Source organism: Streptomyces albidoflavus (genome assembly GCF_000719955.1).
Classification (GTDB): domain Bacteria; phylum Actinomycetota; class Actinomycetes; order Streptomycetales; family Streptomycetaceae; genus Streptomyces; species Streptomyces albidoflavus.
Genome location: NZ_JOII01000010.1, coordinates 22,874 through 42,561, shown reverse-complemented (window position 1 = coordinate 42,561; position 19,688 = coordinate 22,874). Strand labels below are relative to the sequence as shown.

At 74.2% G+C, this 19,688-nt stretch carries 20 protein-coding genes and 1 tRNA gene; 4 read left to right on the top strand and 17 right to left on the bottom strand.

Features of this window, described 5'->3' with window-relative positions; genetic code table 11:
• Positions 1–115: 115 nt before the first annotated feature.
• Entirely contained in the window at positions 116–670 is a 555-nt protein-coding gene (locus tag IF45_RS0113530; protein WP_018893277.1) for a DoxX family protein, read from the top strand.
• A gap of 75 nt (positions 671–745) precedes the next feature.
• Positions 746–1,567, top strand: a complete 822-nt coding sequence (locus IF45_RS0113525; RefSeq protein WP_018893276.1) for an N-formylglutamate amidohydrolase — start codon at positions 746–748, stop codon at positions 1,565–1,567.
• A 72-nt stretch (positions 1,568–1,639) separates the two neighbouring features.
• Here IF45_RS0113525 and rbsD read toward each other — a convergent pair whose 3' ends face one another.
• Genes rbsD through IF45_RS0113500 form a run of 5 tightly spaced genes read right to left on the bottom strand, consistent with a single transcriptional unit; the run spans position 1,640 to position 7,496 of the window.
• Positions 1,640–2,029 carry a D-ribose pyranase gene (gene rbsD, locus IF45_RS0113520; RefSeq protein WP_030307588.1) on the bottom strand — a complete coding sequence of 130 codons (390 nt, stop codon included), beginning with the start codon at positions 2,027–2,029 and terminating at the stop codon, positions 1,640–1,642.
• Positions 2,026–2,943 (bottom strand): ribokinase, encoded by a 918-nt coding sequence (locus tag IF45_RS0113515; RefSeq protein ID WP_003951980.1) that lies wholly within the window; start codon positions 2,941–2,943, stop codon positions 2,026–2,028. Before IF45_RS0113515 ends, rbsD begins: the two co-directional genes overlap by 4 nt.
• 32 nt (positions 2,944–2,975) lie before the next feature.
• Positions 2,976–4,937, bottom strand: a complete 1,962-nt coding sequence (locus IF45_RS0113510) for an ABC transporter permease/substrate-binding protein (RefSeq protein ID WP_030307587.1) — start codon at positions 4,935–4,937, stop codon at positions 2,976–2,978.
• The gene (locus IF45_RS0113505; RefSeq protein ID WP_003951978.1) at positions 4,927–6,465 is read right to left on the bottom strand and encodes a sugar ABC transporter ATP-binding protein; all 1,539 of its coding nucleotides are present in this window, start codon (positions 6,463–6,465) and stop codon (positions 4,927–4,929) included. Before IF45_RS0113505 ends, IF45_RS0113510 begins: the two co-directional genes overlap by 11 nt.
• Positions 6,462–7,496, bottom strand: coding sequence for a LacI family DNA-binding transcriptional regulator (locus IF45_RS0113500; protein WP_030307586.1), 1,035 nt, complete (start codon positions 7,494–7,496; stop codon positions 6,462–6,464). The genes IF45_RS0113505 and IF45_RS0113500 overlap by 4 nt, the downstream gene beginning before the upstream one ends.
• A 218-nt stretch (positions 7,497–7,714) precedes the next feature.
• Between IF45_RS0113500 and IF45_RS0113495 the strand changes: the two genes are divergently transcribed.
• A complete protein-coding gene (locus tag IF45_RS0113495; protein ID WP_030307585.1) occupies positions 7,715–8,146 on the top strand; it encodes a hypothetical protein in 432 nt (143 codons plus the stop codon).
• Between the two features lie 160 nt (positions 8,147–8,306).
• Here IF45_RS0113495 and IF45_RS0113490 read toward each other — a convergent pair whose 3' ends face one another.
• The 3 genes from IF45_RS0113490 to IF45_RS0113480 form a co-directional block, all read right to left on the bottom strand.
• Positions 8,307–8,570, bottom strand: a complete 264-nt coding sequence (locus IF45_RS0113490; protein ID WP_003951975.1) for a DUF4235 domain-containing protein — start codon at positions 8,568–8,570, stop codon at positions 8,307–8,309.
• Complete coding sequence (locus tag IF45_RS0113485) at positions 8,570–9,001, bottom strand: DUF3618 domain-containing protein (RefSeq protein ID WP_030307584.1); 432 nt, start codon at positions 8,999–9,001, stop codon at positions 8,570–8,572. Before IF45_RS0113485 ends, IF45_RS0113490 begins: the two co-directional genes overlap by 1 nt.
• Positions 9,002–9,115: 114 nt before the next feature.
• Positions 9,116–10,126: a YihY/virulence factor BrkB family protein gene (locus IF45_RS0113480; RefSeq protein ID WP_234373629.1), complete on the bottom strand. Its 1,011-nt coding sequence runs from the start codon at positions 10,124–10,126 to the stop codon at positions 9,116–9,118.
• 155 nt (positions 10,127–10,281) lie between these two features.
• On the opposite strand from IF45_RS0113480, the gene IF45_RS0113475 reads away from it, so the two are divergent.
• A complete protein-coding gene (locus IF45_RS0113475) occupies positions 10,282–10,890 on the top strand; it encodes a DUF6058 family natural product biosynthesis protein (protein WP_030307580.1) in 609 nt (202 codons plus the stop codon).
• A gap of 6 nt (positions 10,891–10,896) precedes the next feature.
• Here the strand turns inward: IF45_RS0113475 and IF45_RS0113470 are convergent.
• From IF45_RS0113470 to IF45_RS0113430, 9 genes are all read right to left on the bottom strand, one after another.
• Positions 10,897–10,981, bottom strand: a tRNA-Leu gene (locus IF45_RS0113470).
• A 196-nt stretch (positions 10,982–11,177) separates the two neighbouring features.
• On the bottom strand, positions 11,178–12,257 hold the full coding sequence (locus IF45_RS0113465; RefSeq protein WP_030307579.1) for a sugar phosphate isomerase/epimerase family protein: 1,080 nt from the start codon (positions 12,255–12,257) through the stop codon (positions 11,178–11,180).
• Positions 12,254–13,684 carry an alkaline phosphatase family protein gene (locus tag IF45_RS0113460; protein ID WP_003951971.1) on the bottom strand — a complete coding sequence of 477 codons (1,431 nt, stop codon included), beginning with the start codon at positions 13,682–13,684 and terminating at the stop codon, positions 12,254–12,256. Before IF45_RS0113460 ends, IF45_RS0113465 begins: the two co-directional genes overlap by 4 nt.
• Positions 13,681–14,856, bottom strand: a complete 1,176-nt coding sequence (gene eboE, locus IF45_RS0113455) for a metabolite traffic protein EboE (protein ID WP_003951970.1) — start codon at positions 14,854–14,856, stop codon at positions 13,681–13,683. The genes IF45_RS0113460 and eboE overlap by 4 nt, the downstream gene beginning before the upstream one ends.
• A gap of 4 nt (positions 14,857–14,860) precedes the next feature.
• Positions 14,861–15,733: a TatD family hydrolase gene (locus IF45_RS0113450; protein ID WP_003951969.1), complete on the bottom strand. Its 873-nt coding sequence runs from the start codon at positions 15,731–15,733 to the stop codon at positions 14,861–14,863.
• On the bottom strand, positions 15,733–16,410 hold the full coding sequence (locus IF45_RS0113445; protein ID WP_030307577.1) for an EboA domain-containing protein: 678 nt from the start codon (positions 16,408–16,410) through the stop codon (positions 15,733–15,735). Before IF45_RS0113445 ends, IF45_RS0113450 begins: the two co-directional genes overlap by 1 nt.
• A 49-nt stretch (positions 16,411–16,459) precedes the next feature.
• Entirely contained in the window at positions 16,460–17,350 is an 891-nt protein-coding gene (locus IF45_RS0113440; protein WP_030307575.1) for a sugar phosphate isomerase/epimerase family protein, read from the bottom strand.
• Positions 17,347–18,303 carry an SCO3242 family prenyltransferase gene (locus IF45_RS0113435; protein ID WP_030307574.1) on the bottom strand — a complete coding sequence of 319 codons (957 nt, stop codon included), beginning with the start codon at positions 18,301–18,303 and terminating at the stop codon, positions 17,347–17,349. Before IF45_RS0113435 ends, IF45_RS0113440 begins: the two co-directional genes overlap by 4 nt.
• A complete protein-coding gene (locus tag IF45_RS0113430) occupies positions 18,300–19,502 on the bottom strand; it encodes an inositol-3-phosphate synthase (RefSeq protein WP_030307572.1) in 1,203 nt (400 codons plus the stop codon). The genes IF45_RS0113435 and IF45_RS0113430 overlap by 4 nt, the downstream gene beginning before the upstream one ends.
• Positions 19,503–19,688: the final 186 nt, after the last annotated feature.

The following is a 19,688-nucleotide window of genomic DNA, read 5'->3' as shown; positions in this document are numbered from 1 at the left end:
GGAACTCTTCACTTGAACTCTCAAGCATCCGTTATGCTCGGGCCGAGCCTTGCTTGAGCTTTCAAGCAAGGCTGCTGTGTCCGCCTGCCCCCACACCACGCGGGAGTACCCCTCCATGACGGCCCCCAGCACCTCCCCCACCCGTCCGCTCGACACCGATGGTCCCGCCGGGGCCGGCCCGCGCGGGGCCGGTCTCGACGCCGGACTGCTGCTGCTCCGGATCGCGGTCGGCGCGATCATGGCCGCGCACGGCACGCAGAAGCTGTTCGGCTGGTTCGGCGGTGGCGGGATCGACGGGACCGCCCAGTTCTTCACCTCCGTCGGCTATCCGGCCGGGGAGGCGATGGCCACGGTCGCCGCGCTCACCGAGACCTTCGGCGGCCTGGCCCTGATCCTCGGCCTGCTCACCCCGCTGGCCGCCGCCGCGGTCACCGGCACCATGATCAACGCCCTCGCGGTCAAGTGGAACGGCGGCTTCTTCTCCCCGGACGGGGTCGAGTACGAACTGCTCCTCGTCGCCGCCTCGGCCGCCCTCGCCCTCACCGGCCCCGGCCGCCTCGCCGCCGACCGTGCCCTGCCGCCGCTGCGCGAGCACCGCACCACGCACGGCGTCGGCGCCCTCGCGCTGGCCGTGATCACCGCGGGCGTCGTCCTGCTGCTGCGCGGCTGACCTGCCCGGACCGCCCGGGGCCGCACCGTCGGTCCCGGGCGGCCGCCCGCGCGCCCGGACTGCCCGGCACCCGTCATGGGGTACACCCACCTCATGACCCCGACACCGGCCCCCGCCCCGTACCGACTCCTCCCCGGCGCCGAGGACTCCCCCGTACTACTCCACGTACCGCACTCCTCGCGGGCCGTTCCGCCCGAGGTGCGGCGCGAGCTGTTGCTGGACGACGCGGCGCTCGCGGCCGAGCTGGACCTGATGACGGACGCGCACACCGCCGAGCTGGCCGCCCTCGCCACCGCGCTGGCGCCGCACACCCCGTGGCGGTTCGTCAACGGGCTCTCCCGGCTCGTCGTCGACCCCGAGCGGTTCCCCGACGACCGCGAGGAGATGACCGCCGTCGGCATGGGCGCCGTCTACACCCGCACGGCGCACCGCGCCCCGCTGCGCCCCGACGGCTTCGACCCGGCCCCGCTGCTCGGCCGCTACTTCCACCCGTACGCCGAGGCGATGACCGCGGCCGTGCAGGACCGCCTCGACGCCACCGGCCGTGCCGTCGTCCTCGACGTGCACTCCTACCCGTCGCGGGTGCTCCCTTACGAGCTGCCGCCGGCCACGCCCCGCCCGCCGGTCTGCCTGGGCACCGACGCCTTCCACACCCCGCCCTCGCTGCTCGCCCATGCCCGCGCCGCCTTCGGAGAGGCGCCCACCAGCGGGCTCGACACCCCGTTCGCCGGGGCGTACGTACCGCTCCGCTTCCACGGCACCGACGCCCGCGTCACCGCCCTCATGCTGGAACTGCGCCGCGACACCTACCTCACCGAGCCCGCCGGGCCCACCCACGCGGGCCTCACCACGCTCGCCAAGTCCCTCGCCGACCTGGTCGACCGGGTCTCCGGCTGAACGGGCCCGCGACGCGGCGCGTCCCGCACCCCCGGGGAAGGGGTACGGGACGCGGGGCCGGGCGGGGCCGGGTCAGAAGAAGACCCCGCACCGCAGCGAGACGTTGGCGTACGGCGTCGCCTCGCCGGTGCGGACCACCAGGCGGGCCCGGGCGGTACGGGCCTTCAGCTCCTCGTGGCTGACGTAGGCCAGCTGGGGAAGCCGCTCGGCGAGCAGCCCGGCCGTGGCGGGTGCGGCGGTGCGCACCTCCTCGGCGGCCGTCGCGCCCTCCACCACCAGCTCCGCGAGGAGCCCGTCCAGGACCTCGGCGAAGGAGGGGATCCCGGCGGTGAAGGCCAGGTCGACCACGCGCGGGCCGGCGGGTATCGGCATGCCCGCGTCGCAGACGAGGAGTTCGTCGCCGTGGCCGAGTTCGGCCAGTGCCCCGGCGAGGTGCCGGTTGAGGATGCCGGAGCGCTTCACGGGGCCGGCACCTCCTCGGCGGTCGGGTACGAGGCCTGGGCGCCGGGCCGGGTGACGGCGGCGGCGCCGACCCGCACCGCGTACCGGGCCGCCTCGACCAGGCTTTCGCCGAGGCCGAGCCGCCAGGCGAGGGCGGCCGTGAAGGCGTCGCCCGCGCCGGTGGTGTCGACCGCCTCGACCTTGAGGCTCGGCACGCGCGTGGACTCCGCACCGGCGCCGTCGGCGACCAGCGCGCCTTCGGCGCCGAGAGTGACGACCACCGAGCGCGGGCCGAGGGCCAGCAGCCCCCGCGCCCACTCCTCGGGCAGCTCACCCGCCTGCTCGCCCAGGATGAACCGGGCCTCGTGCTCGTTGACCACCAGCGGGTCGCAGGCGGCCAGCACCCCGGCGGGCAGCGGCGCGGGCGGCGACGGGTTGAGCACCAGCCGCCCCCCGGCGGGCAGGACCGCCGTCAGCTCCGCCACCGTCTCCAGCGGGATCTCCAGCATGGTGGAGACCACCCGGGCACCGGCCACCAGGGGCGCGGCGGCCCGGACGTCGGCCGGGGTGAGCCGGGCGTTGGCCCCCGGGGAGACGACGATGCTGTTGTCGCCCGAGGGGTCCACGGTGATCAGGGCGACCCCGGTGGGGGCCCCGCCGACCAGCACCCCGGTGGTGTCGGTGCCGGCCGCGCGCTGCGCGTCGAGCAGCAGCCGGCCGTGGGCGTCGTCGCCGACCCGGGCCAGCAGCGCCGTACGGGCGCCGAGGCGGGCGGCGGCGACGGCCTGGTTGCCGCCCTTGCCGCCGGGGTGGACGGCGAGGTCGGAGCCGAGCACCGTCTCGCCGGGGGCCGGCCTGCGCTCGACGCCGATCACCAGGTCGGCGTTGGCCGAACCGACGACCAGCAGGTCGTGGCCCGCGTGCTCTTCCTGCACGATGGTTTCCCGCTTCCTCAACTCGGCCTTCCTCAGGAGAAGTCGGCGACGTTCTTCGCGGTGACGACCTTGACCGGCACCATCACCTGGGCCTCGGTCTTCTCCCCGCGCGCTGCCTTGACGGCGTTCTGCACGGCGGTCTTGCCGAGTTCGGCGGGCTGCTGGGCGACGGAGGCGAACAGGGTGCCCGCCTCGACCGCCTTCAGCCCGTCCGGGGTCCCGTCGAAGCCGACCACGGCGACATCCTTGCCCGCCTTGGCGCCGAGCGCCTTCGCCGCGCCGAGCGCCATCTCGTCGTTCTCGGCGAAGACGCCGTCGATGTCGCCGTTGCCCTGGAGCAGGTTGGTCATGACGTCCAGGCCCTTGGAGCGGTCGAAGTCGGCCGGCTGCTTGGCGACGACCTTGATGTCCGGGAACTCCTTGAGCCCCTCGGCGAAGCCGGCGCCGCGCTCACGGCTGGCGGAGGTGCCGGCCGTGCCCTGGAGGACGACGATCTTGCCCTTGCCGCCCAGCTCCTCGGCGAGCGAGCGGGCGGCGAGCTTGCCGCCCTCGACGTTGTCGGAGGCGACAAACGCGGCCGTGTCGGCCTTGTTGACCCCGCGGTCGGCGGCGATCACCGGGATCTCCGCCTTGTTGGCGCCGCGCACGGCGGGGCCCACGGCGTCGGAGTCGACCGGGTTGACGATGACCGAGGACACGCCGGAGCTGGTGAAGTTCTGGAGCTGGTTGGCCTGCTGGGAGGCGTCGTTCTGGGCGTCGGTGACGGTCAGTTCGACCCCGGCGGCCTTCGCCTCGGCCTGGGCGCCCTCCTTCATCTGGACGAAGAAGGGGTTGTTGAGGGTGGAGAGCGACATGCCGATCTTGGTGCTGGTCGACGACGAGCCCGGGTTGAGCACCGAGACGGCGGCGACCACGGCGGCCACGACGAGGGCGGCCATACCGAACTTGGCCGCGTTCTTCTTCCTGCCGCCGGAGCCGGGCGCTCCCGGTGCCCCCGCGGCGCCGGCCGTGGAGCCGGTGCGGCGGCGCAGCGTGTCGAGGAGGACGGCGAGCGCGATGACGACGCCGATGACGACCTGCTGCCAGAAGGCGGAGACCGACAGGAGATTGAGGCCGTTGCGGAGCACGGCGAGGATCAGCGCGCCGATGAGGGTGCCGGACGCCTTGCCGACACCGCCGGCGAGGCTGGCGCCGCCGATGACGACGGCGGCGATGGCGTCCAGCTCGTACCCCTGGGCGGCCTGCGGCTGCGCGGAGGAGAGGCGGGAGGCGAGGACGACACCGGCGACGGCCGCGAAGAGGCCGGAGAGGGCGTAGATGACGAGCTTCTGGCGCTTGACGCGGATGCCGGAGAGGCGGGCCGCCTCCTCGTTGCCGCCGATCGCGTACATCGAGCGGCCGATGTAGGTGCGGCGCAGCAGGAGGGCGGTGATCAGACCCATCACGATCATGACCAGCACGGGCACCGGCAGCCAGCCGCCGAGGGTGTCACCGAGCTTGGAGACCGAGTCGGGGAAGGCGATCGGGCTGCCCTGCGAGATGACCAGCGAGAGACCGCGCCCGATGGAGAGCATGGCCAGCGTCGCGATGAACGGCGGGAGTTTGCCGTACGAGATGAGCGCGCCGTTGACCAGGCCGCAGGCGAGGCCGGTGGCGGCGGCGAGCAGCACCGCGATCACCACGGGGACGCCCTCGCTGGTGGCGAGCCAGGCCAGCACGGTGGCGGAGAGGGCCGCGACCGAGCCGACCGAGAGGTCGATGCCGGCCGAGACGATGACGAAGGTGACGCCGAAGGCGAGGATCGCGGTGACCGCGGCCTGGACGCCGACGTTGAGCAGGTTGTCGGTGGTCAGGAAGTCGCCGGAGAGCACCGACATCGCGATGACCAGGACCACGAGCGCGCTGAGGGCGCCGTTGTCGAGCAGGACGCGGCGCAGTGCCGAGGCGGAGCCGCCGCCGCTGCCCGTGTTGTTCTTGACGGTGTCAGTGGCCACGGGGGGCCTCCACTTCCTTCACTGCGGGGTCGTTCGAGGGGGGTGTGGTGACGGCGAGGGCCATCACGGCGTCCTGGGTGGCGGCGTCACCGGCGAGTTCACCGGCGACGCGGCCCTGGGCCATGACGAGGACGCGGTCGCTCATGCCGAGGACCTCGGGCAGGTCGCTGGAGATCATCAGCACGGCGTGGCCGGAGGCGGTCAGCTCGTTCATCAGCTGGTAGATCTCGACCTTGGCGCCGACGTCGATGCCGCGGGTGGGCTCGTCGAGAATGAGCACCTTGGTGTCGGCCAGCAGCCACTTGCCGATGACGACCTTCTGCTGGTTGCCGCCGGAGAGGGTGCGCACATGCTGGCCGAGGCCGGCCATCCGCACGCCGAGCTGTTCGGCGATGCGGGCGGCGGCGGTGCGCTGGCCCTTGAGGTCGACCAGGCCGCCGCGCGAGGCGGCCTTGAGGGTGACCAGGCCGAGGTTCTCCTGCACGGAGGCGTCGAGCACCAGGCCCTGGCCCTTGCGGTCCTCGGGGACCAGGCCGAGCCCGGCCGTCATCGCGGCGTTGACGTCGTGGCGGGGCAGCTCGCGCCCGAGCACCTCGACGCTGCCCCGGTCGTAGGGGTCGGCGCCGAAGACGGCGCGGGCCACCTCGGTGCGCCCGGCGCCGACCAGTCCGGCGAGCCCGACGATCTCGCCCGCGCGGACCTCGAAGCCGACGTCCTGGAAGACGCCGTCCCGGGTGAGGCCGCGCACGGTCAGCAGCGGCTCGCCCTGTTCCGGGTGCTCGCGCGGGTACTGCTGGTCGATGCTGCGGCCGACCATCAGGCGGACCAGCTCGTCCTCCGGGGTGGAGGCGGGGACCTGCTCGACGGAGCGGCCGTCGCGCAGCACGGTGACGCGGTCGCCGAGGGCGGCGATCTCCTCCAGGTGGTGGGTGATGAAGACGATCCCGACGCCGTCGGCGCGCAGCTGCCGCACGATGGCGAAGAGCTTCTCCACCTCCTCGGAGGTGAGCACGGCGGTCGGCTCGTCCATGATCAGGACACGTGCGTCGAGGCTGAGCGCCTTGGCGATCTCCACCATCTGGAGGCGGGCGATACCGAGGTCGCGGACGCGGGCGCGCGGGGAGACCTGGACGCCGACGCGGGCCAGCAGCTCCTCGGCGTCCGCCTCCATCTTCTTACGGTCGATGAGACCGAACCGGCGCGGCTGGCGGCCGAGGAAGATGTTCTCGGCGACCGTGAGGTCCGGTACCAGGTTGAACTCCTGGTAGATGGTGGCGATGCCCAGGCGCTCGGCGTCCTGGGCGCTCTGGATGCGCACCTCGCGGCCCTCGGCGTAGATGGTGCCGCTGTCGGGGCGGTAGGCGCCGGAGAGCATCTTGATCAGCGTGCTCTTGCCGGCCCCGTTCTCGCCGAGCAGCACGTGCACCTCGCCGCGCCGCAGGTCGAAGTCGACCGAGTCGAGGGCGACGACGCCGGGGAAGGTCTTGCGGATGTTCTCGATGCGCAGCAACTCGTCCGGGTTGCTCACAGCTGGCTCCTGGGGTCGCGGGGGTCGGGTGCCGCCGTGTCGGGCTCGCCGCAGGAACGGCGGACGACGAGGCGGGAGGGGAGGGTGACCGACTGCGGGGGTCTGCCCTCGATCAGGTCGGTCAGGGCGTGCACGGCGGCCCGGCCGAGTTCGGCGGTGGGCTGGGCGATCGCGGTGATCGGCGGCCCGGTGTGCACGAACCAGGGGATGTCGTCGAAGGCCGCCAGCCCGATGTCGTCCGGGACGGCGAGGCCCCGGGCGCGGATCGCGTCGAGCGCGCCGAGCGCCATCAGGTTGTCGGCGGCGAAGACCACGTCGGGCGGCTCGGGCAGGGCGAGGAACCCCTCGGTGACCCGCCGCCCGCTGTCCGCCTGGAAGTCGCCCTGGCCGACGAGTTCGGCGGGGAGCGGGATGCCGTAGGCGTGCAGCGCCTCGCGGAAGGCCTCGACGCGCTCGTGGCCGGTGGTGGTCGCGGCGGGCCCGGCGATGATGGCGAGCCTGCGGTGGCCGAGGCCGTGCAGGTGGGCGACGAGGTCGCGGATGGCACCGGTGCCGTCGGCCCGGACCACGGGGACGTCGAGGCCGGGCATCCAGCGGTCGACGAAGACCATCGGCGTGGGGCCCTCGGCGGTCTGCCGCATCAGCGGGGAGCTGCCGTCGGCGGGTGAGACGAGGAGTCCGTCGATCCGCCGGTCGAGCAGGGTCCGCACATGGTGGTCCTGGAGTTCGGGCCGCTCGTTGGCGTTGCCGATGACGACGCTGTAGCCGAGCGCCCGCGCCTCCTCCTCCACCGACCGGGCCAGCTCCGTGAAGTACGGGTTGAGCACGTCGCTGATGACCAGGCCGAGGGTGCGCGTCTGGTCGGTGCGCAGCGACCGGGCGACGGCGTTGGGCCGGTACCCGAGCCCCTCCACGGCGGCCGTCACCCGCGCACGGGCGTCCTCGCTCACCGACGGGTGCCCGTTGAGCACCCGGGAGACCGTGGCGACGGAAAGCCCCGCCGCCGCGGCGACATCTTTGATGCCCGCCATGTCCGGACCACCTCCTTGTGGCTCCGTCCACCGTGGCGACCGTCAGCACGGAGCTGAGGGACCACGGGGCATGGAAACGATTACAAGGAGGATTGGAAACGATTACAGGGGCGGAAGGCAAGGGGGTGCCGCTGTGAGAAATCAGATCGTGATGAGCGCGCTCAGATGAGCGGAGAAGGCGGCTCACCCTCTCGGCGGCGCCCCCGTAGAGTGCCGCCATGCCACTGAGCCGCCTCGTGCTCCCCTCCGGTCGCCCGCTCGACCTCGTCCAGGTGCGGATGAGCTCCACCTACGCGGGCCAGCTGGAGGGATACCCCTGCAAGTTCCTCAACGACATGCAGGTCAGAGCGGTACGCGCGGAGGCGGAGGGCACCTCCCCCACCACGCCGGTACACCTCGTGGAACCCTCCCGCCGGTATCCGGACCAGCCCGCCGGCCCGTTCGGCCCGGTGGAGGTCATGCCTGCGGTGGCCTGCGTCGGCACCTTCCGCTCCACCCCCCTCGCCCCGGACCTCGACCCGGCACTGCACCGCTCCGCCCTCACCGTCGCCTGGTTCCAGCCCCACCCGCGAGTCCCCTCGGCCGAGGACGCGGACCCGTCGCTGCTCGGCATCGCCTGGGAGGAACTGGCCCAGGACTACCAGCTCTGACAACCGAGTTCGGGCGCACACACGAGGGAGGGGCCAAGCCCGACCACCGGACCAAGCCCCTCCCGTCGCTCTCATCACCCCTGATGAGGCTTCACCTCTCCCACCACCGCCCGACGGTCGGTCATGAGCCGACCGGGCCGGGGAGTCGGAGAGAAACTCGTCAGCCGGGCCACGTCCCGGTGGCGCGCTTCACGGCCTTCGCGCCGCCCCGGTCCACCACCGCCCGGGTGGCGGTGAAGATGGCGCCCTGGATCGCGGCGGCGAGCACCACCTCGCGCCAGCGGCGGTTCTCGTCGGTGGGCGCGGGTGCCTCCTCGTCGCTGACGAGGGCCCACACCTTCCGGAACGCGAGCCCGGCCAGGGCGCCGGCGCCCATGCCCACGGCGAGGCCGACCGGCCGGTACATCACCTTGGCCGACGGCATCAGCGCCTCCCCGCACGGGAGACGACCACGCAGACGGCGAGCACGGCGAGGCCGAAGCCGATCAGCGGCTTCACGTTGGTCCGCGCCGACTCCCCCACCTGGTACGCCCTCTCGCGCACCGGCTGGGGCGTCCGCTCCAGCACCTCGGCCGCCTTGACCTGCGCCTGCGCCTTCGCCCCGGCGGCCCTGGTCTGCGCCTGGCCCTTCAGTTCCGCACCCTTGACCTGGGCCTGGGCCTTCAGCTCGGCTCCCTTGGCCTGGGCGGTCTCCTTCAGCTCGGCCGCCTTGGCCTGCGCCTGTTCCTTCACGTCGGCGGTCTTGCCGGCCGCCTCCTCCACCTCCATACCGAGCTCCTCACGGGTGCCCTCCACGCGTGCGCGGAGTTCCTCGGGGGTCGGCGTGGAGTCGTCACTGCCGGGTTGCCGGATCATGCTTCCCTCCAGGGGTCGGTCTGGCCTGTGCGTGTGCCGCTCGGCGCGACGTGAGGGCCGCGTACCCCCCGAAACCCGCATGATGTGTCCCGGACCGGCACGCGCTCCCTCTTCTCAGCCGGGCTTCTCCTCGTCCGGCCAGGACCGGGTGTCGCGCGGCTCCACGTACGGCTCCTCGTCGACCGGATGCCCGCCGACGACGGCCCGCTCCCGCGCCAGCTCGGCGTCGAACTCCAAGCCCAGCAGGATCGCGATGTTGCTGATCCACAGCCAGACGAGGAAGACCACGACACCCGCCAGCGCCCCGTACGTCTTGTTGTACGAACCGAAGTTGGCCACGTACACCGCGAACCCCGCCGAGGCCAGCAGCCAGATCACCAGCGCCAGGAAGCTGCCCGGTGTGACCCAGCGGAAGCCAGGGCCCTTGGTGTTGGGCGCGGCCCAGAACAGCAGGGCGATCATGCCGATCACCAGGAGCAGCAGCACCGGCCACTTGGCGATCGACCACACGGTCAGCGCGGTGTCACCGATCCCCAGCAGCGACCCCGCGCGCCGGGCCAGGTCCCCGGTGAACACGACGATCAGCGCGCTCCCGACCGCCATGACCACCAGCGCCACGGTGATCCCGACCCGCACCGGGAGCACCTTCCACACCGGGCGCCCCTCGGGCATGTCGTACACCGCGTTGGACGAGCGGATGAACGCCCCCACGTACCCGGAGGCCGACCAGAGCGCCGCCAGCACACCCACCACGGCCAGCAACGAGCCCACCCCGCCGGCCCCCTGCACCCCTTCGACCGCACTGGTCACCACGTCCCGCGTGGGCCCCGGCGCCATCTTCTTGATGCTCTCCAGCACCCGCCGCGTGGTCGACTCCCCCGCCACCCCGAGCAGTGACACCAGCACCAGCAACCCCGGGAACAACGCGAGCACCCCGTAGTACGTCAGCGCCGCCGCCCGGTCGGCCAGCTCGTCGTCCTGGAACTCCGCCACCGTCCGCCGCAGCACGGCTTTCCACGACTTCTTCCGCAGCTCGGTGGGCTGCCCGGGCGCCTGCCGCTCGACCTCGGGTGCGGGGCCCGGCGTCGACGTGCCGCCCGTCGTTCCATCCCTGTTCGGTGCCATACCCGTAGGCGTTACCCGTATCGGCCGCGCCGAACGTCCCACCTGGCGGCCGGCGCGGGCTCGGTTCGGTCCGTGGCGAAACGTCCGGTGGATAGCGTGCGGGAACCCGTGCGGCACAGAGCCGCACGGTCCGCACAACCCCGGAGGTTCACCCGATGTCGGACACGGAGCTGAGGCAGCGGCTCGCCGCGCGTTTTCGCGAGGTCAACGGCGACCACCCCATGAGCGCGGCCGACGACGCGTACGCCGGTGAGCAGTTCGCCGAGCTGGAGGCCGTGTGCGTGGGGAGGGGCGGCGGCGACGCGGCCCGCCGGCTGATGCTGGAGGGCCTACTGCCGCTGCCGGGGTACCTGCGCTCCGACGGAACGGAGATGGTGCCGCGCGACCTGTTCTCCCTCGCCGACGAGGCGGGCGGCGAGGCCGGGCTGGAGGCGTGGTTCACCGGGCACTGGGCCGACCCCGTCGAGGGGAAGGCGGAGTGGGCGGCGTACCTGAGCGGGCAGTACGTCTGCCTGCACGCGGTGAGCCCGGCCACGATCCGGCGCAAGGGCCTGCTGACGGCGGCGATCGCCGCCGCCGCGGACGAACCGGGCGATCCACGGGGGCCGTGGGCGGAGCGGCTGCACGCGCTGGTCGACGAGCTGGACCGGCTGGAGCCGGCCTTCTGCGCCTACGACCGTCTCCGGTTCGGCGGGCCCACCTCACGCGACCTCTTCGTCGACGCGATACGCGCCCGTTTCCCGCGCCCGGGAGCGGCCGCCTGAGGCGGTTGTCCGAGGGGGGACTTGAACCCCCACGCCCGATAAAGGGCACTAGCACCTCAAGCTAGCGCGTCTGCCATTCCGCCACCCGGACAAGGTGTCTGTCGTTGCGGGGCGTTTCCCGCGCTGACAGAGAAAACTCTACCAGGGGTTCGGGGTGCTGTTCACCTGCATAGCGGGTGGTCAGGGGCGGGGTGGCACGGAGGGTGAGCGGGGGCGTGCGCAGGGTGCCGGGAGGGCGCGGAAAGGGCCCCCACGGCCTCTTTCCGCGCCCTCCCGACGGGGGTGGGTCAGTGCTTCTTCTTGCGGAGGGAGTGCAGGTGGGCGCTGGAGCGGCGGGCGAAGCGGAGGGAGTCGGTGGGGTTGTCGTGCTCGGTCTGCCAGTGGTGGGCGTAGCGGTGGCCGCGCAGGCCGGTGACGGTGGAGATGAAGTGCCGGTAGTCGATGTCACCGTCACCGACGTCGGTCATGCGGTAGCCGTCGGTGGTCGTCTCGTCGTGCTCGCCGTCCTTGACGTGGAAGAGCGGGTAGCGGTGGGGCTGCTTGAGGACGTACGCCAGCGGGTCGAGCGGGTCCGGGGTGCCGTCGGCGCGCTTGGAGAAGCGGAACTGGGCGCAGTAGGCCCAGTAGATGTCCATCTCCAGGTGGACCAGGTCCGGGTCGGTCTCGGCGAGCAGGACGTCGTAGAGGCGGACGTCGGGCCGGTCGGAGGCGAAGGAGAACTCCTCGGCGTGGTTGTGCTGGTAGAACTTCAAGCCGCGCTTCTTCGCCTCGGCGCCGTAGTGGTTGAACTCCTCGGCGCAGCGCTTCCAGCCGTCGACGGTGTCGCCGTAGCGCCAGGGGCCGGAGGCGGTGCCGATGTGCGGCAGGCCCAGTTCGGCGGCCTCGTCGAGGACCTTGTCGAGGTTCTGGGCGAAGCTGTAGGCGTCGGGGTTGTTGTCGTCGTAGTAGTTGACGTGGCTGCCGATGGGCTTCAGGCCGTGGTCGCGGGCGAGGCGCTTGAGCTGGCGCAGGGTGAGGGGGCCGGCCTCGCCCTGGGTGTAGCCGGCGAACTCGATCTCGTCGTAGCCGTAGAGGGCGAGTTCCTTGAAGACGGTGGCGAAGCCGAGGGTGGCGACCTTGTCGCGGAGGCTGTAGAGCTGGATGCCGAGGCGGCCGGGGGGCAGCACGGGGTCGCCCTTGCCGGGCTTGCCCTTGCCCTGGGTGGCCAGGTCGGTGCCGGCGGCGAGGGCCGGGGAGGCGGAGGCCGCGGCGGCGAGCAGGGCGGCGGCGCCGGTGCCGGCCGCGACGCCGAGCATGTTGCGGCGGCTGAGGCGGCTGCTCAGCTCGGGGTCGGTCACGTCGCGGAGGTGGCGGGGTGTGCGGCTCATGAACGGTCCTCCCGGGAAGGGGCGGTGTCGGGTGCGGGGGTGGTGGTGAGACCGGCGAGGCGCAGCAGGAGCGCCTTGACGTCGGTGGCCGCCACGGGGCCTTCGGTGGCTCCGGGGCGGGAGCTGAGGAGGAGCGGGCCGTCGGCCTCGTCGGCGGGCAGACGGCCGTGGCTGCCGCGGATGGGCGAGGCGTCGAGCGGGACGACGGCCATCCGGTAGCGCATGCCGAGCTTCTTGCGGGCGACGGCGGCGCCCGCGCGGAGCTTCACGTAGGGGTCGTTCGGGTCCATGAAGAGCTCGACGGGGTCGTAGCCCGGTTTGCGGTGGATCTCGACGAGCTGGGCGAAGTCGGGGGCGCGGGCGTCGTCGAGCCAGTAGTAGTACGTGAACCAGGCGTCCGGTTCGGCGACGGCGACGAACTCCCCGGAGCGCGGGTGGTCCAGGCCCTGCTCCTTCTTGCCCTCCTCGTCCAGCAGGGTGTCGACGCCGGGCACGCCGGCGAGCAGGGCGCGGACCGTGTCGAGGTCCTCGGGGCGCTTGACGTAGACGTGGGCGAGCTGGTGGTCGGCGACGGCGAAGGCGCGGGAGGCCATCGTGTCGAGGTACTCCATGCCGTCCTGGGTGTGGACCTCCAGCAGCCCCGCCTCGCGCAGCACCCGGTTGAGGTGGACGGGGCGGCTGACGGAGGTGATGCCGTACTCGGAGAGGACGACGACGGTGCGGCCGGACGCCTCGGCCTGGTCCAGCAGCGGGCCGACGGCCTCGTCGAGTTCGCGGGCGGCGGCGTGCGAGCGGGGGTCGTCGGGGCCGAACCGCTGGAGGTCGTAGTCGAGGTGGGGCAGGTAGGCGAGGGTGAGGTCGGGGTCGCGGGTGGCCATGACGTGGCGGGTGGCGTCGATGATCCACTGGGAGGAGACGAGGTCGGCGCCGGGGCCCCAGAAGTGGAAGAGGGGGAAGGTGCCGAGTTTCTCGGTGAGTTCGTCGTGGAGCTCGGGCGGGCGGGTGTAGCAGTCGGGTTCCTTGCGGCCGTCGGCGTAGTAGACGGGGCGCGGGGTGACGGTCCAGTCGGTGTCGGCGCCCATCGCGTACCACCAGCAGATGTTGGCGACGGTGTAGCCGGGGTGGGCGCGGCGGGCGGCGTCCCAGAGGCGGTCGCCGCTGACGAGGCCGTTGTGCTGGCGCCACAGGAGGACGTCGCCGAGTTCGCGGAAGTACCAGCCGTTGCCGACGATGCCGTGGTCGGCGGGGAGGGTGCCGGTGAGGAAGGTCGACTGGGCGGAGCAGGTGACGGCGGGCAGGACGGTGCCGAGCGGGGAGCGGCTGCCGCGGGCGCCGAGGGCGGCGAGGCGCGGCATGTGCTCCAGCAGGCGCGGGGTGAGGCCGACGACGTCGAGGACGAGGAGCGGCTGGGGTCGGTCGGCGGTCACGGCAGCTCCTTGAGGCCCAGGTCGATGAGGAGATCGCGGGCGAGGGTGAGTTCGGCGGCGATGCCCTCGGTGAGGCGGGCGCGGGCCTTGGGGCGCAGCGCGGGCGGCAGGGCCTGCCAGGTGTACGTCTCGACCTCCAGGTGGTGGGTGCGCGGCACGGGGCCGCCGACGAGGCCGGCGAGGGTCTCGCGGAGCACCGGGAGGGTGGAGGTGAGGGGCGGTTCGGGGTCGGCGTGGAGCGGGATGTGGAAGTGGGAGCGCCACGGTCCGGTGTCGGGGAGGCCGCCGGTGAGGGCCTCGTCGAGGTCGTCGGTGCCGCGCAGTCCGGCCGGGGTGGTGGTGCGGGTCTGGTGGAGGAAGCGGGGTTCGTCGAAGGCGGCGAGGGCCTCGCGGACCTCGGCCCGGTGGGGTTCCTCGGCGTGCAGGGCGGCGGAGAGCTGGGCCTTGACGATGCGGACGCCGCCCGCCTCCAGGGTGCCCAGCGCCCGGGCGGGGTTCTCGAAGGAGGTGGCGAGGTGGCAGGTGTCGAGGCAGACGCCGATGCGGTGGGCGGTGGTGTCGCCGAGCGGGGCGAGGGCGGCGACGGCGTCGGCGGTGGTCTCGACGGTGCAGCCCGGTTCGGGCTCCAGGCCGATGCGGATGGAGCGGCCGGTGAGGTCGGCGAGGGCGTCGAGCCGTTCGGCGAGGGTGGTGAGGGCGCCCAGCGCGGTGCGGTGGCGGCCGCTGTCGTAGTCGGTGCGCCAGGCGAAGGGAAGGGTGGAGACGGAGCCCTCGGTGACGTCGTCGGGGAGCAGGGAGGCGAGGAGGCGGGCGAGGTCGGTGGTGTGGGTGAGGCGGGTGCGCTCGGTCCAGTCGGGCCGGTAGACGCGGTACTTGACCTCGGCCTCGCCGAATCCCTCGTAGGGGAAGCCGTTGAGGGTGACGACCTCGAGGCCGCGCCGGTCTAGGTCGCCGCGGAGGGTGCGCAGGGCGGCGGGGTCGGCGACGAGGGCGGAGGCCGCGTCGCGGGCGAGCCACAGCCCGATGCCGAGCCGGTCGCGGCCCAGGCGCTTGCGGATGGGCTCGCAGTGGTCGCGGAGCTGGGCGCGGACCCCGTCGAGGGTCTCGGCGGGATGGACGTTGGTGCAGTAGGCGAGGTGGACGGTGGAGCCGTCGGGGTGGCGGAAGCGCATCGGCTCACTCCCCCGCCGTGCGGGGCGCGCCCCGCTGGATGCTGTTGCCCTCGTGCTCGGCGGGGCCGGTGGGGGCGGGCACGGTCAGGTCGCCGAGGCGGCCGCTGAGGCCGTAGAAGGCGACCGGGTTGCGCCACAGCACCTGGTCGACGGTGTCCTCGTCGAAGCCGGCGGCGAGCAGGGCGTCGCCGACGGCGCGGGTCTTCAGCGGGTCGCTCTTGCCCCAGTCGGCGGCGGAGTTGACCAGGACCTTCTCGGGGCCGTACTCGGTGAGGACGGCGACCATGCGCTCCTCGTCCATCTTGGTGTCGGGGTAGATGGAGAAGCCGAGCCAGGCGCCGGAGGCCTTGGCCTCCTTGACGGTGGTCTCGTTGAGGTGGTCGATGAGGACGCGTTCGACGTCGAGGGCGGACTCGCGGACCACGTCGAGGGTGCGGCGCAGCCCGCTGAGCTTGTCCCGGTGCGGGGTGTGGACCATGGCGGGCAGGCCGTGGTCGGCGGCGAGCTGGAGCTGCGCGGTGAGGGCGGCGTCCTCGGCCGGGGTCATGGAGTCGTAGCCGATCTCCCCGACGGCGACCACGTTGTCCTTGAGGAGGTAGCGCGGCAGGAGGTCGAGGACCGGGGTGCAGCGCGGGTCGTTGGCCTCCTTGGGGTTGAGGGCGAGGGTGCAGCGGTGGGCGATGCCGTACTGGGCGGCGCGGAAGGGCTCCCAGCCGAGCAGCGCGTCGAAGTAGTCGCGGAAGCTCTCGGGCGAGGTGCGGGGCTGGCCGAGCCAGAAGGCGGGTTCGACGAGGGCGCGCACTCCGGCGTCGTACATGGCCTGGTAGTCGTCGGTGGTGCGGGAGGTCATGTGGATGTGGGGGTCGAAGATGCGCATCAGTTCTCCTTGGCGCCGCCGCCGGCGGGCGGGGTCGTGGTACGGCCGGGGGGCGCGGCCTCGGTGAGGGCCCGGGCGGCGGTGAGGTCCGCGGGGACGGCGCGGCCCGCGGCGGCGCGTTCGGCGGCGAAGTCGGCCAGCATCCGGTCGAGTTCGCCGTCGCCGGCGGCGCGTTCGGCGAGCTGGGCGACGGCGGTCAGCGGGACGCCGGTGAACAGGCACTTGAGGACGGCGTGCCGCCAGGCGTGCGCGTCCAGGTGACGGGCGGCGTACGGGCCGACGGCGGCGGCGACGATGCCGGTGTCGTTGGCGCGCAGGGCGTCCTCGACCAGGCCGACGGCGTCGGGTCCTGCCACGGTGAGGGCCAGCGCGTCGAGCACGGCGCGGCGTTCGGCGCCGCTGCCCTCCTGGTAGAGGCGGGTGAGCGTGGCGGTGCCGGCGCCGGCCGCGTGGAGCAGCAGGACGCGGGCGGTGTCGGCGTGGTCGGCGCCGACCACGCGTCCGGCCTCGGCGAAGCGGCGCTCCCAGACGGGCAGGGGCCCGGTGCCGGGGTCCTCGGCGGCCTCGGTGAGGGCGGTGTCGAGCCAGACGCGGGCGTCGGCGTCGAGCTGTCCGGCGAGGGTGCGGCGGATCGCGGCCGGGTCGGGCTGCGGCGGGGCGGAGGTGGGGTGGTTCATGCGGGGTCCTCCTGTCGCGGCGTGGCGCGGATGGGGAGTGCGGGCCGCCTCATGCGGGTCCGGCCGGGGTGAGGGCGGCGCCGGCCTCGCGGGCGGCGCGCCGCAGGAAGGGCAGGGCGTGGGCGGCCTGGGTGGGCCCGGCGTGCGAGTGGCGGGGCAGTTCGACGACGGTGAGCCCCTGGTAGCCGGTGGCGGCGAGGGCGGCGAGGACCGGGGGGAAGTCGATCTCGCCCTCACCGAAGGGCAGATGCTCGTGGACGCCGCGCCGCATGTCCTCGATCTGGACGTGCCGCAGCCAGGGCGCGGCCTCGCGCACGCAGGCGGCGGGCGGCTCGGGCTCCAGGCACTGGCAGTGGCCGATGTCCAGGGTCAGGCCGAGTTCGCCGGGGTCGCCCAGCAGGGTGCGCAGCCGGTGGAAGTCGGCGAGGGTGGCGACCAGGTGGCCGGGTTCGGGCTCCAGTGCGAGGGGGACGCCGGTGGTCCGGGACGCCTCCAGGACCGGTGCGAGGGCGTCGGGCAGCGCGGCCCACGCCTCCTCCGTGGTGACGCCGGGCGGCGGGGCCCCGGTGAAGCAGTGCAGGGCGTGCGCGCCGAGGTCGGCGGCGACCTGGGCGGCGGTGGCGAGCAGGCCGGTGCGCCGGGCCCGCCGGTCCGGGTCGGGGTCGAGCAGGCCGGGGCCGTGCTTCTCGCGCGGGTCCAGGACGTACCGGGCGCCGGTCTCGACGGTCACCGCGAGGCCCAGTTCCGCGAGGCGTCCGGCGATGCGGGCGGTGCGGGCGGCGAGGCCGGGGGCGAGCGGGTCGTGGTGCATGTGGTCGAGGGTCAGTCCCACGCCGTCGTAGCCGAGGCCGGCGAGGAGGGCGAGGGCGTCGTCGAGGCGGAGGTCGGTGAGGCCGTTGGTGCCGTAGCCGAGGCGGAGCGGGGCGGAGGCGGCGGTCATGTGGCGCTCACCTTCTTTCCGGCGAGGCGGGCGAGTGGCACCAGCGCGAGGGTGGCGAGCGCCCCGCCGAGGGCTCCGGCGCGGGCGGAGAGGGCCGCCTGGAGGGGGATCATGGCGCGGATGCCGCCGCCGACGGCCCGCTGGGTGAGCGGCGGCGAGGGGTTGAGCGCGGCGTGCAGGTAGGGCACGGCGGCCGTGGTGCCGTACAGGGCGGCGAGGCCGACCCGGGCGGCGGTCCTCGCCGCACGAGGACCCGGCGGACCGGGGGCGGCTGCTTCCCGCCGGTCCGCCGGGAGTCGGGTGGGCGCGCCGCGCCGCAGCCCGGCCACGGTGGCGGCGGTGGCCGCGGTGGTGGCGAGGGCGGCGAGCGGGGCGCGGGTGGAGCCGCCGCGGGTCTCGTGGCGTGACACCGATGTCACGGCGTAGGTGTGCGCGCCGAGCAGGGCGGCGGCGGGCAGCGCCGTGCGGGCCGCCGCGCCGGTGCGGGCGGTGGCGGTGGCGCCGAGGAGCACGTCGAGGGTGCGGGCGGCGGCCATCCCGGCCGGGCCCGCCGGCGTACCGGCCAGTCTCAGGTCGTAGAGCCAGACGGTGCCGGCCAGGGCGGAGGCGGTGGCGAGGGCGGGGCGTCCGGCGGCGGCGGCGAGGCCGAGCCCGGCGGCGGTCAGTCCGGCGGCCGCGGTGAGGGCGGCGGTGGGGCTGATCCGGCCGGAGGGCAGCGGGCGGTGCGGGCGTTCGGCCCGGTCCTCCTCGCGGTCGGCCCAGTCGTTGAGGGCCATCCCGGCCTCGTAGAGGCAGAGCGAGGAGCCGGCGGCGAGCAGGGTGCGACGGCCGGGGCGCGCGCCCGAGGCGGCGGCGCCCGCGAGGGCGTCGCCGGGGACACTGAACGCGGCCGAGACGCGCAGGAGTTCGGCCCAGGCGGCGAGCCGGCCGCCCGGGGTGCGGGGCGGGGTCACGCGGCGGCCCCCAGGCGGCGGGCGAAGCCCAGGAGGAGCTGGTACTGCTCGGCGAGGCCGGCGGGGGTGGCGGGGGAGACGCCGTCCGGGGCCTGGAGGGCGTCGGGGTCCTTGAAGTAGAAGGCCAGTTCGCCGAGGGGGCCGCCGATCCCGGCCTCGTGGGCGCGGGCGAGGAGCCGGGCCAGGTCGAGGACGAGGGGCGCGGCGAGGGCGGAGTCGCACCCCTGCCAGATGGTCTGGAGGACCATGCGGGTGCCGAGGAAGCCGTCGAAGGCGATGTGGTCCCAGGCGGTCTTCCAGTCGCCGAGGGCCGGCACGTCGTCGATGTGCACCTCGCCCTCGGGGACGGTGGGCAGGGTGTCGGCGAGGACGCGTTCCTTGCCGGCGTTCTTGGCCGCGGCGGCCGCCGGGTCGGCCAGGGCCGCGCCGTCCCCGCCGCCGAGCAGGTTGGAGCCGGACCAGGCGCGCACCGCGAGGGCCCGGTCGCGGAACATCGGGCCGAGCACCGAGCGCAGCAGGGTCTGCCCGGTCTTGCCGTCCCGCCCGGCGTACGGCAGCCCCGAGGCGCGCGCCTGCTCGGCGAGGGCGGGGTGGTGGATGCCGGTGGAGGGCGTGAAGTTGGCGTACGGGCAGCCGGCGCGCAGGGCGGCGGCGGCGTAGAGGGAGCTGGCGGGGAGGGTGCCGTCGGCGGGGGCGGGCTCGGTGGAGGCGACGTTGATCACGACGACGCGGGCGAGGCCGTGCTCCTCGCGGAAGGCGGTGAGGTCGGCGGCGAAGGCGTCGACCAGTTCCTCGGTGGAGCGGGGGTCTCCGGACTGCGGGCCGCCGGGGCGGATGGCGCGGTCGGCGGCCTCCAGTTCGGCGCGGACGGCGGTGGGCAGCCCGTGCGGCAGGACGCCGCCCTCGGCGAGCGCCTCGGCGCGCTTGGGCAGCGGGCAGTCGGCGGTGTCGTGGCCGCCGAAGACCAGGGAGGAGAGCGGGGCGAGGCCCGCTCCGGCGAAGGGCCGGGTCTCGGTGACGAGCCCGGTCGGCGGATGGAGCCCGGCGACCGTGGCGGCGCAGTCGGCGACGGCGGTGGTGGCGACGGAGCCTCTGGCGCCGATCAGCCAGACGCCGGTACGGGGTCCGGCGGGCGCCTGCCCGGGGTCGTGGGCGGGAGCGGGAGCGGGGGTGTGAGTGGGGAACGACTCGGTGGACACAGGCAGCCTCCTGTTACCAGCGAACAGCAGTGATCCGATGGGGCGGTGGTGCGTGGGGCCGGGACTCGGCGGTCGTCCGCCGCCGGGCCGGCCGGGGCCTCCACGAGGCCGGGGGTGAGCATCCGGAACGGGAAGCGGAACCGGAGGGGGCGGGGTCCGCGTGGCGGGACCGGGCCCCGGTCGGGG